Annotated in this window: 15 protein-coding genes and 1 pseudogene; 8 read left to right on the top strand and 8 right to left on the bottom strand. The window is 48.9% G+C overall.

The annotated features are described in order from the left end of the window. Nucleotides 1-176 precede the first annotated feature (176 nt). Both modA and modB read left to right on the top strand, forming a co-directional pair. Nucleotides 177-959, top strand: a complete 783-nt coding sequence (modA, locus tag ACFPYJ_RS16615; protein WP_379189296.1) for a molybdate ABC transporter substrate-binding protein — start codon at nucleotides 177-179, stop codon at nucleotides 957-959. A 39-nt stretch (nucleotides 960-998) separates the two neighbouring features. Further along, nucleotides 999-1661: a molybdate ABC transporter permease subunit gene (gene modB / locus ACFPYJ_RS16610; protein WP_379189295.1), complete on the top strand. Its 663-nt coding sequence runs from the start codon at nucleotides 999-1001 to the stop codon at nucleotides 1659-1661. 445 nt (nucleotides 1662-2106) lie between these two features. Here the strand turns inward: modB and ACFPYJ_RS16605 are convergent, their stop codons facing one another. The 4 genes from ACFPYJ_RS16605 to ACFPYJ_RS16590 all read right to left on the bottom strand — a co-directional run bounded on the left by ACFPYJ_RS16605 (nucleotide 2107) and on the right by ACFPYJ_RS16590 (nucleotide 7039). Continuing rightward, nucleotides 2107-3072 carry a substrate-binding domain-containing protein gene (locus tag ACFPYJ_RS16605; RefSeq protein ID WP_379189294.1) on the bottom strand — a complete coding sequence of 322 codons (966 nt, stop codon included), beginning with the start codon at nucleotides 3070-3072 and terminating at the stop codon, nucleotides 2107-2109. 89 nt (nucleotides 3073-3161) lie between these two features. Further along, entirely contained in the window at nucleotides 3162-4574 is a 1413-nt protein-coding gene (gene melA / locus ACFPYJ_RS16600) for an alpha-galactosidase (RefSeq protein WP_379189293.1), read from the bottom strand. Nucleotides 4575-4884: 310 nt separating this feature from the next. Continuing rightward, on the bottom strand, nucleotides 4885-5946 hold the full coding sequence (locus ACFPYJ_RS16595; protein WP_379189292.1) for a Gfo/Idh/MocA family protein: 1062 nt from the start codon (nucleotides 5944-5946) through the stop codon (nucleotides 4885-4887). 4 nt (nucleotides 5947-5950) lie between these two features. Continuing rightward, on the bottom strand, nucleotides 5951-7039 hold the full coding sequence (locus tag ACFPYJ_RS16590) for an FG-GAP repeat domain-containing protein (protein ID WP_379189291.1): 1089 nt from the start codon (nucleotides 7037-7039) through the stop codon (nucleotides 5951-5953). Between the two features lie 176 nt (nucleotides 7040-7215). On the opposite strand from ACFPYJ_RS16590, the gene ACFPYJ_RS16585 reads away from it, so the two are divergent. Both ACFPYJ_RS16585 and ACFPYJ_RS16580 read left to right on the top strand, forming a co-directional pair. Continuing rightward, on the top strand, nucleotides 7216-8040 hold the full coding sequence (locus ACFPYJ_RS16585; protein WP_379189289.1) for a helix-turn-helix transcriptional regulator: 825 nt from the start codon (nucleotides 7216-7218) through the stop codon (nucleotides 8038-8040). A gap of 86 nt (nucleotides 8041-8126) precedes the next feature. Then, nucleotides 8127-9299: a PQQ-dependent sugar dehydrogenase gene (locus ACFPYJ_RS16580; RefSeq protein ID WP_379189288.1), complete on the top strand. Its 1173-nt coding sequence runs from the start codon at nucleotides 8127-8129 to the stop codon at nucleotides 9297-9299. A 3-nt stretch (nucleotides 9300-9302) separates the two neighbouring features. On the opposite strand, the gene ACFPYJ_RS16575 is transcribed toward ACFPYJ_RS16580, so the two are convergent. The 4 genes from ACFPYJ_RS16575 to ACFPYJ_RS16560 all read right to left on the bottom strand — a co-directional run bounded on the left by ACFPYJ_RS16575 (nucleotide 9303) and on the right by ACFPYJ_RS16560 (nucleotide 11759). Continuing rightward, nucleotides 9303-9836, bottom strand: a complete 534-nt coding sequence (locus ACFPYJ_RS16575) for an RDD family protein (protein WP_379189287.1) — start codon at nucleotides 9834-9836, stop codon at nucleotides 9303-9305. A gap of 303 nt (nucleotides 9837-10139) precedes the next feature. Beyond that, nucleotides 10140-10553 (bottom strand): DUF6855 family protein, encoded by a 414-nt coding sequence (locus tag ACFPYJ_RS16570; RefSeq protein WP_379189286.1) that lies wholly within the window; start codon nucleotides 10551-10553, stop codon nucleotides 10140-10142. A 150-nt stretch (nucleotides 10554-10703) separates the two neighbouring features. Further along, a complete protein-coding gene (locus ACFPYJ_RS16565) occupies nucleotides 10704-11189 on the bottom strand; it encodes a DinB family protein (protein WP_379189285.1) in 486 nt (161 codons plus the stop codon). Between the two features lie 66 nt (nucleotides 11190-11255). Continuing rightward, entirely contained in the window at nucleotides 11256-11759 is a 504-nt protein-coding gene (locus ACFPYJ_RS16560; protein WP_379189284.1) for a DinB family protein, read from the bottom strand. A 202-nt stretch (nucleotides 11760-11961) separates the two neighbouring features. Here ACFPYJ_RS16560 and ACFPYJ_RS16555 point away from each other — a divergent pair, with 202 nt between their 5' ends. The 4 genes and pseudogenes from ACFPYJ_RS16555 to ACFPYJ_RS16540 all read left to right on the top strand — a co-directional run. Continuing rightward, nucleotides 11962-13617, top strand: coding sequence for a DUF4091 domain-containing protein (locus tag ACFPYJ_RS16555; RefSeq protein WP_379189283.1), 1656 nt, complete (start codon nucleotides 11962-11964; stop codon nucleotides 13615-13617). A 778-nt stretch (nucleotides 13618-14395) separates the two neighbouring features. Then, nucleotides 14396-15316, top strand: coding sequence for a LysR family transcriptional regulator (locus ACFPYJ_RS16550; RefSeq protein ID WP_379189282.1), 921 nt, complete (start codon nucleotides 14396-14398; stop codon nucleotides 15314-15316). Nucleotides 15317-15540: 224 nt separating this feature from the next. Continuing rightward, nucleotides 15541-16524 (top strand): SLAC1 anion channel family protein, encoded by a 984-nt coding sequence (locus ACFPYJ_RS16545; protein WP_379189281.1) that lies wholly within the window; start codon nucleotides 15541-15543, stop codon nucleotides 16522-16524. Nucleotides 16525-16769: 245 nt separating this feature from the next. Next, a pseudogene (locus tag ACFPYJ_RS16540) lies at nucleotides 16770-16971 on the top strand (LLM class flavin-dependent oxidoreductase); the annotation flags it as partial. Nucleotides 16972-17039: the final 68 nt, after the last annotated feature.

The raw sequence follows: 17039 nt of genomic DNA, 5'->3' as shown, positions 1-17039 counted from the left end.
GAGCTGCCCGCAAGCAGAAGCTGGTTGAGGGGGCTCTTTTTTGCAGGTTGCTGCGGATCTAGTTATGTCTAAATAGTTTTAAATATTGCTAAATATAATCAATGCATTCTATTTTTTGAACACTTATGCTACTATGATGATCATAAGCTTGAACTATAGGGTGGAGGAGTTTTAGGATGTTAAAGAAATCATTGTTTACGATTCTAACCGCAAGCACCGCTTTACTTCTTCTTGCTGCGCCGATGCAGCCGGCAGTGGCTGCGAAGAGCAAAACTACGCTGCTGGTATCTGCAGCTGCAAGTCTTAAGGACAGCTTGGAAGAGATCGAGAAGTCCTATGAGAAACAGCATCCGGATATCGATCTGACTTTTAACCTGGGATCATCAGGCACGCTGCAGAAGCAGATTGAGCAGGGCGCTCCGGCTGATCTGTTCTTCTCTGCGGGGATGAAGCAGATGGACGCGTTAGTCAGTCAGAAGCTGATCGCTCAAAGCACGACGCTGCTCGGCAATGAGCTTGTCTTGATCGTGCCTTCCCATTCGACGAAGACCTTTACAACCGTAAAGGAATTAACCGCTAATACGATCAAGAAGATTGCGGTCGGACAGCCGGAATCCGTGCCGGCCGGACAATATGCGAAGGAAACGCTAACGACACGCAAAGTCTGGGATACGCTTCAGAATAAATTGGTTTTTGCCAAGGATGTCAGACAGGTTCTAACTTATGTGGAAACAGGCAATGTAGATGCCGGTTTCGTGTACCGCACAGACGCGATGACCTCGAAGAAAGCCAAGGTCGCGATCAAAATCATTCCCGGGGTTCATAAGCCAATCGTATATCCCGTAGGCATAGTCAAGGAAACCGAGCATGAGAAGGAAGCAAAAGCTTTCTATACGTACTTGCAATCCAAAGCGGCTGCAGCCGTCTTTGTAAAATATGGATTTAAGCTGCCAGCTTAATTAGAGCGGTATAGGTTATAGAAGTGAGAGGTATGAGGTATGGACTGGAAAGATTTTTGGGCACCGATTACGCTGTCGATTCAAATATCGATTATAGCCAGTATCATCATGATGATTCTATCGGTGTTCTTCGCCTGGCGAATGGCTCATGCCAGATTCATAGGCAAAAGTCTCGTGGATACGGTGCTCCTGCTGCCCCTCGTGCTGCCGCCAACGGTGATCGGGTTTCTTCTTCTCGTTACGCTGGGGCGGCGGAGCTGGATTGGCAGGCTGTACGAGTGGGTATTCGGAGGGCAGATTGTTTTCACCTGGGAGGCTGCAGTTATTGCGGCAATAGTCGTTGCTTTCCCTCTCGCTTATCGAGCGATGAGAGCCGGCTTCGAAGGCGTTGAGCGTGAGCTGGAGGATTCGGCCAGAGCGATGGGGGCATCGGAGTGGCAGGTGTTCCGTCATATTTCCATCCCGCTGTCGGTTCGCTCATTAACGGCCGGCTATATTCTGGGCTTTGCCCGCGGGCTTGGGGAATTCGGGGCTACCTTAATGATCGCAGGCAATATACCCGGCAAGACGCAAACCATTCCCACTGCAATCTATGTGGCGATAGACGGAGGCAGCATGCAGCTCGCATGGGCGTTATCGGGTACAATGGTTGTTTTCTCCTTCCTTATGCTGCTGCTGGCGAACCGGTTTTCGAAGGCTTAGCGAACAGCCTCACCAAACCCACTATTGGCCTCTAAAAGGCTTAGCGAACAGCCTTACCAACACCACTATTGCCCTCTAAACTGGATATATGCAGCTATTTACGGCTTTTTTGACCGAAATTGTCGCTATACTGGATATTTACAGTTAAAATGGCACATATTGCTCGAAAAGCTCTTTTCTGAGGCGATTTAACTGTATGGAATGCAGTATAGCGTGAGTCCGGATCAAATATGGCTCTCTATACTGCATGAAATCCAGTATAGCTCCTGTTTCAAAAGGATAGAGGAGCTTAATCGTGGTTAGGGAGAAACAATTGAAAATGGCTGCGCAGGATTTACATCCTGTGCAGCCATTTTTTCGTGAAGCCATCCATTTCAATAAAACATGTGAGATGCAAATCATGCATCGCATTGGCATGTCAAATTTCCTTGGACACCCTCATACGTTACGTTTCATAGAGAATTTGACCGGTTTGCTTCAAATCGTAGCCGTGAAGACTTTCAAGCTCTTGCTGAAAGGCTTTCGATTGCAGAATTGAAATGACCCCGTGGATCCATGGGAGATTGTCTGGCCGCTTGAGCATAACGAGATCATATTGCTCTTGAATGAGTGGTATATAGTCGATGCTGTCAACGAAACGGGCTGCATTTTCAATGCCAACCCCAACATCGGCCTCTCCATTCGCAACTTTTGCTGCAACAGCAAGGTGACTATTTTGTTCATCGGCATAGCCGGTCAGAGAGGAGGGTTTTATCCGGTTCAGCCTCAGCTGCTCATCCAGCAGAACGCGTGCGCCTGATCCCTTCTCGCGGTTGATGATCCGCAGATTAGGCTTCGTGAGATCCGCCCATTCCCCGAGCTTGAGCGGATTTCCCTTCGCAGTATAGAGTCCGGCCGAACGGGAGAGCAGGCGAACGACAATAACGGATTGGCTGATAAAAAGCTTGCGTATATAGGGAACGTTATAATCTCCGGTGTCGCCATCGAGCAGATGCGTGCTGACAAGGTCCGACTCGCCTCTGTACATCGAGATGAGACTGTCCATACTGCCTACATAGGAACGCAGCGGACGTATGCCGGGCAGCTGCTTCTCGATATGCTTGGCTAGAATATCCAGACTAATGTCCTGCCCGGTAATGACAATTTGTCTTTCTTGTGTATGAGCGGGATCGAGCTGTTTGAACGGTTCGTGAGATTGCAGGGAAGGAGAAACGGGCTTCTCCGCCGCACTGGCTGTGATCCCTTTGGAGCGGAGCTTGTAGTTCTCCAGATCAGAGGCATCGACGCGCATCTGTTTGCCCACCCGGTAGGAGGGCAGCTCGCCTTTCTTAATTAGATCGTATACGGTGAGCTTGGATATTTTCAGCAGCTTGGCAATTTCTTCGGTTGTATATGATTGTTCGCTCGACATGGGCATCCCTCGATTAGAATCTGATTAGTACACATTATACCAGAATCTATATTCGGGAGGTATTAAGCGATATTTGTCCATGAGAGATGCTACGTAGCTAGTTCGCCAAAACGAGAGAATACGGCAAGGGCCGGATCAATCGGCACCTCCGCGCGCTTGATATTCGCTGGAATAGGAACGGTCGGCGTTGGTCTTGGAAGTCTGCCCTCGAACTGGGGCAGCCACTGCTGCTGAGCTGCCAGCATTTCCGTAACCATATCCCGAATCTGCTTCAAAGTCAGAACGGAAGAGGTCAGAGGATCGAGTGCGATCGCTTGAACGACGGTCTCGGGGTCTCCGCTCTTCGCAGCCAGCACAGCCAGACGCTGTACGTTGATGTTGGTAAGATTGAGAGCAGCGCACTGCGGCGGGATCTCGCCGACGATCGTCCGATGCAGGCCGTTTCGGTCTGCAAAGACCGGTCCTTCGGCGCAGCATTCGGCAGGCAGGTTAGCGATCATGCCGTTATTGCGGAGATTGCCGCTGAATTTGAATGTCCGGCCAGTTTCCAGCGCCTCGATAATATAGGCGCAGTATTCGACGCTCCGGGGTGGCAAATCAGCGGATTCATCCGCCAAAATATCGCGCTCCCTATATTTGTCTGCGACATAATTACACCAAGTATAGTAGGCGCCTGTCTCGCCGCCAAAAGACGGCTCATCGCAATAAAGGTCCAGTGCTTGCTGGTTTTTTCGAAACCAAGGCACATATTCGGATAAATGTCCGGTCGATTCCGTCATGAAATATCCGAAGTGACGGAATACCTCGCCGCGTACTTTTTCGTTAACATAGAACTCCGGCTGTTCGAACTTCTCACGCAGCAGCGGGTACAGATCCTGTCCTTTGTGAGAGAGCTTGGTGAACCAGCCCATATGATTAATGCCTGCGGAAACGTAATCAATCTCTTGCTTAGGAATACCCACATAGCCGGAAATGAGATCCAGCGTCGTTTGAACCCCGTGGCAGAGACCGACGTAGTTGATCTTGGTCTCACCGAGCGCCCAACAGATCATGGCCATCGGATTCACATAATTGAGCAGTGTGGCTGTCGGACATAACTCTTCCATATCCCGCGCAACATCCAGGATGACCGGAATGCTGCGAAGAGCGCGGAATACACCGCCCGGCCCAAGTGTATCACCGATACACTGGTCGACCCCGTATTGGAGCGGGATTTTGTAATCGATTTCGAACGCGGAGACGCCCCCGACTTGAAAAGAAGTAATGACATAGCTTGCGCCTTTCAACGCTTCCCGGCGATCCGTCGTAACCGTGACCTTCGACTTAAGTCCGTTATGGGCAATGACCTTCTCGGCAAAAGCTTGAACCTGCGAGGTTTTGCTTGTGGAAGGAGCCATCAGCACAAACTCGGTTTCTTCCAAATCCTTCGTAGCCATGATGTCCAGGATCAGCGTCTTGCAGAACACAATGCTGCCCGCCCCAATAATAGCAATTCTTCTCATGGATTACCCTCCTAAAAGTTTTGTGAAGGCATACTTCTTCGACCATACATCGCAACAAAACTCGCATCGGAAGCATAAGCTAAGTTTTTGCGGGCTTCGCCTAGACGTTCGAGACTATCGAACGTCCTAGCAAAAACTCGCACCGGAAGCATAAGCTAAGTTTTGTGAAGGCATACTTCTTCGACCATACATCGCAACAAAACTCGCATCGGAAGCATAAGCTAGGTTTTTGCGGGCTCTGCCTAGACATCGAGACTATCGAACGTCCTAGCAAAAACTCGCACTGGAAGCATAAGCTAGGTTTTTGCGGTTAACCGCCATAAGTGCGGGACATAAAGTCAATATAGGACCGAGCGAGGATGAGATCCTCGAGCGCCTCCTTGGAGGTGCAGGGAGCAGGACGTTCGCCCTTAACGGCTGCGATAAAGTTTCTCGCTTGATTACGCATCGCAGAGACATTAGGCATGATCGGCTGAATAAGCTCAGGAGGCGCAAGGTCTGGATTATCCTTATAAATCGTCAGTTTACCCGCCTGCTGCCGAACGAGCGGTGCCGGCAGATCAACGTTAACATAACCTTTCTCGAAGGAGACAAGCACCTGCTCATGCCATTCTCTTGAGGTATGATAGGAGGCCATCTCAAGGCTGACGGTAACACCGCTTTCGCTTTCGCCGACTAACAGCAGCCCTGCACGATCGCCGAAAGTCAGCTTATAGTTCTCACCGAGAAAGAAACGGATCGCATTGACCTGGTGAATATAGTAATTGACGAAAGTATCCAGTGCGCGAGTCTGCTCATCGGTGTAATCGGATGGGCCCGGCTCTGGCGTGATAACGGGGTAAGGTTCATTGACGCCAAGCGGTGCATCGGCACCGGCGACCCAATCTCCCGGCGGCATCGAGACGCGAATGCTGCGCAGCCTGCCGTATTGACCGCTTGACTTCCACTCGTCGACAACGGATTTGGCACTCTCCATCGCAGGATCGGAGCGTTTGTGATAACCGATCATATGGAGCGTACCGGTCTCCTCACCTATTCGCACAAGCTCCCGTCCGGCTTCTGCCGTAAGACAGAGCGGTTTCTCGGTGAAGACCGGAATGCCTGCGCGAAGAATGTCAGGAATAATCGCGGGATGATTGCGGTATTGCTGGGGAGCGACGATCGCATCCACCTTCGCATGCGTCAGCAGTTCAAGATGACTCCCATAAACCTCGGGGACTCCGTACCTCTGTGCAACCAGCTTCGCCGATTGCGGGCGTGCCTCAGCAAGCGCGACAACCTCGCATAGATCCTGCAAAACCGCATAATTGCTCAGATGCGCCATCTGGCCCATACCGCCGCCGCCTACAAAGCCGATCCGTAATTTACTCATCGTATCACTCCACTCCATACCCTAGATTTTCAAATAAATAAAGCCCGTCTTTGCCGGGAGCAACGATGTCCGGATAGCCGTTGCCGGTCAAGTCCTGCACCCAAAAATAGATGCCGGCTCCCGATGCTTCACCCGCTGCTCCGTAGTCGATGACATGCTTTTCAAACCGGCCGCCGTCAATCTTGTAATAGTAGATGCCGATTGGATCATGAGCTCCGGGATCGCCGTCGTTGTGGGCACGGTACCTTTTGCCGGTAATAAGCTCCAGTTCACCGTCTCCATCCAGATCGACAAGCCATAGATCATGAAATTGTGAGCCGCTCAGATCGATATCATGTTTCGTCCATGTCCGGGAGCCATCTGCAGCCCAGCCCTGCTCCAGCCAATGAAGACCGTAATCATGCGCCTGGCCGACGATAAGATCCATTAAGCCGTCCCCGTTCACGTCATGTCCGAGAATCGGAACACTGGCGGATCCAAGCTGAAACTCCGGATGGAATGTCCATGGACCTTGAAAAGGATCTTCGGGCTGCTCCAGCCAGCCGCTGCACAATACGACATCCGTACGCCCATTGCCGGTCATATCCACGAAACCCATGCCATGACCGCTGGCTTCATCGCCGATCACAACCTTCAGGAACTCGCCGGTTCCTTTGCCGTCTGCATCGCGAATGAGCTTATAGAAAGCCTGCGGTGCGCCTGGCGTATTCGGAAAAATTTCCGGTACTCCGCAATTGTCGATATCAAAGAATCGGATGGTCTCGATGCTGCCGCATTTATCAATATCGAAGGTTTCCCACGCCGTGTTTGCTGCACCCGGATTTCGGCGCCACCGCAAGGTCTCGCCCCACCAGCCGCCAGTAATAATATCCAGCCGTCCATCGCCGTCAACGTCAAGCGGATAGTCGGAGAAATCGTCATGGTATTCATGGATCGCCAAGATATCGCATATAAAATGTTTCTTCGAATAGTCGGGTCCTTCATACCAGTAGGCACCGCTGACGATATCTGGAATGCCGTCGCCATTGACGTCGAATACGGCACATGCCTCGTACTTCTCATCCGAAATCTGCCTCTTCTTGAATATAAGCAAAGCAGTCACGCTCCTTATCAAACTATTAGTTATTGCAGCTGCTGAATTTGTGTTCTATTCTGTGAGTAATGAGTGATTGCGCTTTCTATTATAAGATTAGGCGATGAGAGCGGACGATACAATGCGAGAGCTTGTGGGATTAACTATTCATTCTTGCGATAGGAGGGGCGATGATCATGAATGAAACTTCCTTATTCAGCAGCCAGCCTGTTTTCCTGTCGGGGACTTCCTTTGATCTGGAAGAGGACAACCGGTTCATGCTGGAGCTGCATAAGCATGATGCGAACAGCGAAATTCTGCTGATAGAGGAGGGAGAAGGAGAGTTTGAGATTGACGGTGTCCGCTATACGGCGGAGGCGGGGACGCTGCTCTTGTATCACCGGGGGATCTGGCATAAGGAGCTGTCGACGAAGCATCCTTTTCGCGCTACGTATATTGGTTTCACGGGCATTCAGCTGCGGGAGCTGCCACCGGATTTCTTCATAGATCCCAGGCTGCCCCCGGTAGTTCACCTGCATGATCAGCTTCCAGCCATCCGTAAGCTGATGCGGGAATGTATTGCGGAATATTACCGGGGGGAGCCGGAGTCGACGATGATTGCCAACCACTATCTGGGTATTCTGTTTGCCAAGCTGGCCCGCCTTGTCCACTATGGGGAGACCCGGGATAAGATGAACGCCTCTGCACAGGAGGCCGTATGGAAGGCTAAACGAATGATGGAGGAGAACTACAGCGCCCCGATTACGCTTGAGATGCTGGCAGAGGAGACCTTTCTCAATAAATACCATCTTGCGCATTTGTTTAAGGATATCGTAGGCATAAGTCCCATTCAGTTTCTCATTTACTGCCGAATAGAAGCGGCTAAGCGGTATTTGAAGACGACGACCCTGCAGGTGAAGCAGATTGCGGAGCTTGTCGGTTATCAGAGCGAGCCTTCGTTTTATCATGCGTTCATGAGAGCAAGCGGTGTAACGCCTGGAGGCTATAGGGAGCAGGGATAATGCCCGTATGAAATTACAAGGCCCGGCGGACTTGTATGAGCCCTCCTCATTGTGAGATTATGTAAATATTAGGGGGTTGATAGCTAATGAAGCGAGGGTTATTAAGCGGTTTGATCCTAATCATGATCACATTGCTGACCGGCTGCCGGGGAGAGAAGGAGCCGGATCAGGGATCGGTTTCTGGTGAAATCATCCTGAAGACCATTGCCCCGGAGGGTACCTTCGATAATCCGGTCGGGATGGTAAGCGAGCATGGGGTGACTGCTGCGCTGAGGAGCAAGGTATTCATTGTGGAGCAGCCAGGCCGCATTCAAATGCTGGATTTGAATGCGGCCGGGCCGCCGGAGCTTGCGCTCGACATTACAGACCGTGTTTATTCCGAAGGCAGTGAGCAGGGACTGCTCGGTCTTGCTTTTCACCCCAAGAAGCCGGGTATCGCTTACGTTAATTATACAACGGAGACATCCACGGTCATTTCGAGGTTTGTGATGAAGGATCCGGAGCATCCTGAGCTGCTTGACCCGGCAAGCGAGGTTATCCTGCTTACTTTCGAGCAGCCATATCCGAATCACAACGGCGGTCAGCTGGCCTTTGGCCCGGATGGTAATCTGTATATTGCAACGGGGGATGGCGGCAGCGGCGGCGACCCGCAAGGCAACGGTCAAAATAAAGACAGCCTGCTGGGCAAAATTCTGCGGATTAACGTAGACAGCGGAGAAGACGGCAAATCTTACAGCATCCCGAAGGATAATCCTTTCGCGGCAGGCGGAGGGGCCCCTGAGGTTTATGCCTACGGGCTGCGTAATCCATGGCGATTCAGCTTCGACCCGGTAACGGGTAAGCTGTGGGCGGCAGATGTCGGCCAGGACCGGCTCGAGGAAATCGATCTCATTGAGAAGTGCGGCAATTACGGATGGAACAAGGTCGAAGGCAATTTATGCTTCAATCCGATGGAGGGCTGCGATCAATCCGATACGGTGCTGCCGATCTATACCTATGGCCGGGATCTGGGTGTGTCGGTGACCGGAGGATTCGTCTATCGAGGCGAGGAACTGCCTGAGCTGGCAGGCTGGTACATCTACGCGGATTACGCGAAAGGCACGATCTGGGCGCTTCGGCAGCAAGAAGACGGAACGATTCAGAATAGGACGCTGCTGGAGTCAGGCAAACAAATCACCTCGTTTGGCGTCGATTCGGCGGGCGAGCTGTATGTATGCGCACAGGATGGGAGTCTGCTCCGTTTGGCGAAGGGTTCATAAGATTTAATCCTTGTACCGTACAACGGACCCCGCAATGAAGTCATAAACCGTTTGATTTCTTTTGCTCATTAAGGGGCTTAACAAATATATAATCACCAGTCCGTAGACCGCCGCTAACAAGGCGTAAATGATAGAATCGGCGTACCCGGTAGGAGTGACCATGTGCCATATGGTGAAATGGGCAAGCTCCCATGGGAGGAATTTAAGAGCAGACCGGAGAAGAGAGGATCCAAGCCCGAATGGCCGGCCGTTCACGCCGGCCACTATAATCCCCATCTTTTGTTTTCCCCATGTCGCGTGCATCTTAGACCCCTCACATACGGCGAAATATAGATATACAGGGAGCGTAATGAACAGAAACCCGGTGATCTCCGAAGGCAAAGGGCCGGCAGTGAACAGCGGTACCAGTATCGGCCGTGCAAGATAAAAGACTCCGACCAGCAGAATGATGTAACCCGCAATAAGAATATAATCCCATAAGAAGGACAGGATTCGGACCCAGATAGATACAGTTTTTTGATTTGCATGCGATTGCATAACGCTGCCCTCCTATACTTAACCAACAGGATTTTCCAGACCCCGAGCATACATGCCGCTCCTTGCGTACAGTAAAAAAGCAGTCCAATCCTCTTTTAATTCAATTCGCTGGAGAAAGCCATTCAGAACATACTTAGCTACAGCAGCAGCGTTACAATAATCGATACTCCTGAATTAATCGCAGAGCTAGAGAGGCATGTGGCCAAGATGATGCTGCATTACAAATCTTAAGACTCTGCCAGATGGAAGGGGAGAGCAGATGGTTGTCCTATTAGGGAACAAATGGGAACAACAATGCGATTATTAGATGGCCCGCATCCGGTTATTCCTCGGATTATGCTCGACTTCAGCAAGTCCTAATTCCTCCAGAAGCGGCGGGATATACATACCGAATCTGCCGCGGAATCCTTTCTTGAGTCCATACCAGCCGCCAACCGGATTGTCTGCCGAGCGTCCCCAAGCTTCAACGGTACCTTCCTTGGCAGGCTTCTGCTCATCCGCGCTCCCAAGCTCCATCCAGTCCCCATGCTGCTTAAGCATCGCATACAAGTCATCCACACAGCGGTAATCATAATGCAAAATGGTTTTGCCTACAGTACAAACCAGGATGGCCCGCCCGTCCTTCTCGTCCTTGTATAATTCATATTCCGAGGATTGCGGAGGCGTTTTTAATTTCCATGGATTTTCTTTGGTTCCAGTTCCATTACCAGTCGACATTTCAGCTCTCCTTTTGGTTTCTATTCACTGCATTCAATATAGCATGAAATGCCAAGTTGTACCAAAATGGCTGAAAACGGAGAAGCCGGGTGGTTACCTCCTGCGGGCTTTTCCTGATATAGGGTCATCCTATGAACCAGGAACGGGTGCTTATACTCCGTTTATTATTCTTGTTTCTATAATTTGATTTCTATGATGCCGGGCATGTGCGATGTCATGCTCAAGTGCCTGCCTTACTGTAAACTCTCCGTCTTCATGTTTCAATGTGCGGTCTAAAGCATCGGGTAAAGAATGACATAGATGCGTGATATATTCTCTGATCAACGAAAAGAACCGCAGCTCAAGTTCAATGGGTCTGCTCCCGTATGCCATGTTTTCTGCCCAAGTATCCGCATTGAAAGCTGGAAAAGGAAAATTGCTATCCGTATTTGAAAGTGCATACCGATCGTACTGAAAGTAGTTCATTTCGCAGTCGACGATGTGATGAATAATTTGTCTGATCGACCATTTCCCCGGAGCCCGGCACAAATCTAATTCGCTATCCGTTAAGCCCGCCAGGGTTTCCTGCAGTAAGCTTGGAAAAGAAGAGTAGTCCATCATAAGCTCGTGATCGGTTTCTTTCAATACGTTATTCAATATAAACCACCTCGGGATACAGTCTGCATTCGTTTATATTGAACGAAGCTGCTCGATTATGAAGAACTACTTCGAATACCAATATAGTCCATACTCCGTCATGGTAGAGGCGAGGCCCTGCTGGCGGATCATTGCTGTAATATTGCCGCGGTGATAAGTCCCATGATTGACTACCTGCAGGACGATTTCGGAGTAACTGGTATCCCGGATTCCGGCATAGGGATTATCCAGCACGATCGTCTTGTCCATGCTTTCCTGCCGGCTGAAGAATGCTTGATACTTCTCGGATGATTCGTGAAACAGGCTTTGCAATTCTTCAATACTGCTCGTCTCTGCAAGCTCTTGAAGCTGACGGGAAGCTGCCATGGCCTCGTTCATGCTTTTGCCGGAAAGAATATCGAACCAGCAGCAATCGGTAATGTAGATGTGCGGCATGACCTTGGAGATGGATGGAAAAACACTTGGAATCTCCTTTTCGTAGATGTCACGCGGCAGTTCTTTTAGCCGGTCCAGCATGGTTCTGTTTGCCCAAACGTGATAGTTGTACATTTCAATTGCAGGATGCGCCATTGCTAATAACCTCCTAGGGTATGCTTTCTTATCTTGAATAGACATCTCCACCAAATGATAACACACTTGTATTACAAATTATGTAAAATAAAGTGGATTGTTTGATGAAAATTTCTTATCTGGACGGGCTCAGTCTTTCAAGCTATGATAACGCTATCCATGCTGGAACAATTTAACGAGTAGAGGAGCTGAGCCCTAAGCTATGCTTGAAACTAGAAGCCTGCATTCATTGGTGAAGGTCTTTCCGGATGAACCATTGACGGAGACTGCTTACCGCCGCGCCACCGCACTTGGAAATGAATGGTTTTCTTGGCAAACTGCTTACCGGAGTTCATTCGGCCATACCCTGCGAAATATTCAGATTCGCCTTTCATCGGGCTTATTGGACCGGGTATCCGTCCGTAACGTTGGACTTGTTCCATCCGAGTTCCCATGTTATCCCGATCATGATGAACATATCCTCCGTACCTCTGTAGGCCTATACCCGGATCCGCTTCATCCGATTTCAGAGAATGGTTTGCTCATTCCGCCGCGTCAATGGCGAGCTCTGTGGATAACGGCTGATCTCAGCGGGGCGGACGCAGCTCCCGGGCTTTATCCGATCCAAATTCAGTTTATTCATGAAAACGGCAGCGTGCTGGCTGAAGAAACCTTCGAACTGGAAATTATAGCTGCTGCACTGCCTGAACAAAAACTGATTCATACGGAGTGGTTTCATACCGATTGTCTTGCCACACAGTATAAGGTGGAGGTGTTCAGCGAGGAGCATTGGCGCATTGTGGAGAAGTATGTTCAGTGCGCCGTTCGCGGCGGCATGAATATGCTGCTGACTCCAATATTCACGCCGCCTCTGGACACGAAGGTCGGCGGTGAACGTCCGACGGTTCAATTGGTGGATGTCGTTAAAGATGGGGAAACGTACGTTTTTGCTTTTGACAAGCTGAAGCGCTGGGCCCAGATAGGTGATCGCAGCGGCATCCGGTACTTTGAATTTTCTCACCTGTTCACCCAGTGGGGAGCCAAGCATGCACCCAAAATCATGGCTGTGGAAAATGGTGTCCTTACCCGGATTTTTGGCTGGGATACAGATGCGGCAGGGGAGTCCTACAAGTCCTTCCTGGGGCAGTTTTTGCCTCAGCTGACTGCCTTCTTGAGGGAGAATGGGCTTGAACGCCGCAGTTACTTTCATGTATCGGATGAGCCTTCATTAGAGCATTTGCCTTGGTACAGCAGCGCGAGTGAGCTTCTTCAAACCTATCTGAGCGACTTTCCGGTTATCGATGCACTCTCGAATATTGAATATTACGATAAGGGGCTCGTGAGCAATCCGATTCCGGCAAGTAATCACATCGGGCCTTTTCTGGAACGCGGAGTAGAGGATCTATGGACGTACTACTGCTGCGGCCAGTATAAAGAAGTGTCTAATCGTTTCTTCCATATGCCATCTGCCCGTAATCGGATCCTTGGTGTGCAATTATACAAATTTGCTATCGCAGGTTTTTTGCATTGGGGCTATAATTTCTGGTATTCCCAATATTCCGAGCGTAAGCTCAATCCGTATCAGACCACGGATGCCGACTTTGCCTTTCCATCGGGCGATGCTTTTCTTGTGTATCCCGGCGAGAATGGTGAACCGGTTGAATCGGTTCGCTTGAACGTTTTTCGGGAAGGACTCCAGGATTTAAGGGCGCTTCAGCTCCTGGAGAGCTTCATTGGGCATGATGAAGTTATGAGGCTTGTTGAAGAGGGGCTTCAAGAAGAGATTACGTTCAACAGTTATCCGAGAGATGCCGCATGGCTGCTGACCTTCCGAGAGAAGATAAATGAGCGGATCCGAGCTGCTCAGCCAGGAAGATAGACGTAATTATTTGACTATAATTTGAGATCATGGAATTGGTTGAGATTATGCAAAAAACAATTCTGTAACTGATAGGAGAACATAGCGATTACCACAGGAAGCGGCATAACGAGCATACTTGAAACGATAGATGTAGAGACCAAGCGAGCGGTTATGACGCAATTCGAATATCTGATCGAAGCGCCAAACTGGACCAGTGACGAATAGGAATTTCCGATCTTCTGGATCCGCCGCGGCGGATCCTTTCTCTTTTTTGACCTTTAAATTATCATTTCTTAAAGGGGACCGCAGGCCGGATGAGCAGCTAAACTTTCATTCCATAATCAGAAATAAACTCATCATCCTTGGGGGCTCCCATCGGGGAAAAGAAATTAATCAGCAATGGCTATCCAGGAATATTAGCCAAGAGGCATTGGGGTTCGAAGGCTTTGGAAAAGCAGGGTATTCCCGTTGCAATGAGATCGTAGACGTACGCGAGAACTAGCGTTAACTGCCCCTATAATAATCCAGCTAAGAATGATCATAGAAACAAACTATCAAAATGATAGATAAAGCTGCATTGATCGATGAGGAAGCATTCCGTTATATTTGCGTTGTCGAAAACATTCGACATTCGAAGCGGATTATGACCTTTCTCATTAATGGCAACATGGTCCATCGGTTTGATTCGAAGCGAATTTAATAACCGATGCAAAAATGCGGGATAGTAAGCAGGAGCCTAACAATACTTATCGCACTTCGTTTCTGAGGGATATCGTGAAGGAAAGGGCCGATCGAGATGGAGTTAAGACAGTTGGATTACTTTATAGCGACATGCGAAGAATTGCATTTCACAAGAGCCTCCGTCAAGCTGGGGATTACCCAGCCGTCCTTAAGTCATCAAATCAAAGCGCTTGAAGACGAGCTTGGCGTCCCGTTATTCGACCGTATCGGGAAGAAAATTGCGATAACCGAGGCCGGGATGATTTTGTATAAGCAGAGTAAATTGGCATTCGGCAATTTATCAAGCGCCAAAGAGCAAATTCAAGAGCTTCAGCAAATTGAGCGCGGCACATTATCGATTGGTGCGCTCCCGGGCGAGCTAAACCAATTAGTCTCATCCTTACTGCTTGATTTCCATCGCGATTATCCCAAAGTCCGAATTAAAATCTTTGGTGTCGAAGATATCGTAAACCGCGTATTGCAAAACGAATTGGATTTGGCAATTACGATTCTGCCTCTCGAGGATGAAAGAATTAATACGATTCCCCTGTACCGAGAAAAATTTTATTTTGTTGCAACATCGGAACATCCATACGCAGGCCGTACCGCTATTAATTTTGAAGAGATCCTGAATGTGCCGATTGTGATGTTCCCTGAAACCCATCGGTGCCGCCAGTTAGTCGATATGACTTGTTCTAGGGCCGGTTTTAAACTTAATCCCTTGATCGAAACGACAACGATCGAATCGTTATTTGGACTCGTTCGTTCAGGTGCAGGCGGCACTGTTTTATCGAAAACCCTTCTTGAAATGTACAACTACGACGATTTGCTTCATATTCCGATTCAAAATCCTACCCTGTGCAGAGAAGTAGGCATTGTGTTTCACCGAGATAAATATATGGGAAATGCTTCGCGAGGTTTTATCGATCTAATCACGGCTCATGTAAAGCTTCTCAAGCAAGATACGCTGCTGGAGTATTGTGACAGTGATGAATAATCAGCTTCTTAAGGGGTACCGTGATAAAAACCTTCATAGCTCTCGTCTATCGTTTCCATAGAAACAATGATATTGATCTATCATTTTGATTTTCATACAATGAGGCAACAGGAGATAGTCGCTCTAATCGGAGGGAGAACGACAAAGGAATTTCCTTTTGACGTTGTTACGACGACATAGCACGATTGCACTCTGAATTAGAACATAGAAAGTGGTGACCTTCCATGCAAACCATGACTGCCGTACAGAAACAAAGTAGCATCGGTTCTATTCAATTCTTACCCGTTAATCTATTTGCGTCGGTTATGGGAATTTCAGGTCTGTCATTGGCTTGGAGAGAAGCAAGTAAGCTATTCGGCACTTCCACCGTCATCACTGATATCAGTGGAATTGTTGCAGTTGTGATATTTATCGCATTAAGCATAGGTTATATTTCAAAATGGGTTTTATACCCGCAGAAAGTCAAAGCTGAATTTACGCATCCCATCACGGGGAATTTTTTCGGTACGATCACGATTGCCATACTCTTGCTTTCCTCCTTGATTGGCAACTACAGTCAAATATCAGGACAAGTGATTTGGATCATCGGAACAGTAGCGACCTTAGCGCTTAGTTTTGTTTTCGTTTCACGCTTGTTGAACGGGAATCACGAGCCGGCTAACGCGGTTCCGGCTTCGCTGGTTCCTGTGGTAGGGACCATTGATATTGCGGTTGCCGGGGGGACAATGCCGTTCCCATGGGCGCATGAAATTAATTTGTTATCCCTTGCGATCGGTGGAATTGTGGCTTTAGTATTCTTCACCTTGATCTTATCCAGATTGATTCATCACGCTCCAATGCCAGCAGGATTAACGCCCTCCATGATAATCATGATTGCGCCGTTTGAGGTTGGTTTTCTTGGCTATACGAACTTTGAGCAGCGAATTGATCCGTTCGCCTCCATTTTGTTTTACTTTGGACTGTTCTTGTTCATTGTCTTGTTCTTCAAAGTATTCAAAAAGTCGATCCCGTTTGGCGCTTCCTGGTGGGGTGTAAGCTTTCCGATGGCTGCTCTCAGCAATGCCGCATTAAAATACGCGATGTTCGTGGATTCCTGGCTGTTAATCGCCATTTCCGCGATCGTTCTGGCTTTGCTCAGTATCGTTGTGGCCGTTCTCTTTATTCGAACGATGAACATCCTATTTAACGGGAATCTGCTTAAAGGATAATCATCTAGCCGGCGCTTGAAATAGAGATCTTGATTTAACATCATGCAATTGGAATTGATGCGAACCGTTTAACCTCGGGGAGACATCGATGTGAAAATTAATATTGTGGAATAAAAGTTCTCCCAATAGGGTGGCAGCCCATTCATGGCTGCTGCCCTATTTGCATGTTTATAACTTGCGAGCAAACAGCTGAATCTCGAACTTATTCACGTGCTGAAGAAAATTGGGTATGAGGGGATTTGAAAATGGAAATAGGTGTAGATACATTTGTCGAAACGACTCCGGATGTTCTAACAGGCGAGACGATCAGTCATGCACAGCGATTGCGTGAGGTTGAGGAAGAAATCGTCCTTGCTGATCAGGTTGGGTTGGATGTATTTTTCCGCTACTGCCGTAGTTCTGGCCGCAGCAGCGCCCATGACCAAAAGGATACGCTTAACCAGTTCAAGGATATCTAAGAATTTTACTTTGTGGTCTTACTTACAAATTTAATTGATGCTGGACGCTTTACGGCG

Source organism: Paenibacillus solisilvae (assembly GCF_042656405.1).
In the GTDB taxonomy this organism is placed as follows: Bacteria; Bacillota; Bacilli; order Paenibacillales; family Paenibacillaceae; genus Paenibacillus_Z; species Paenibacillus_Z solisilvae.
The sequence above is the reverse complement of the archived record's forward strand: the minus strand, read 5'-3'. Positions and strand labels throughout refer to the sequence as shown.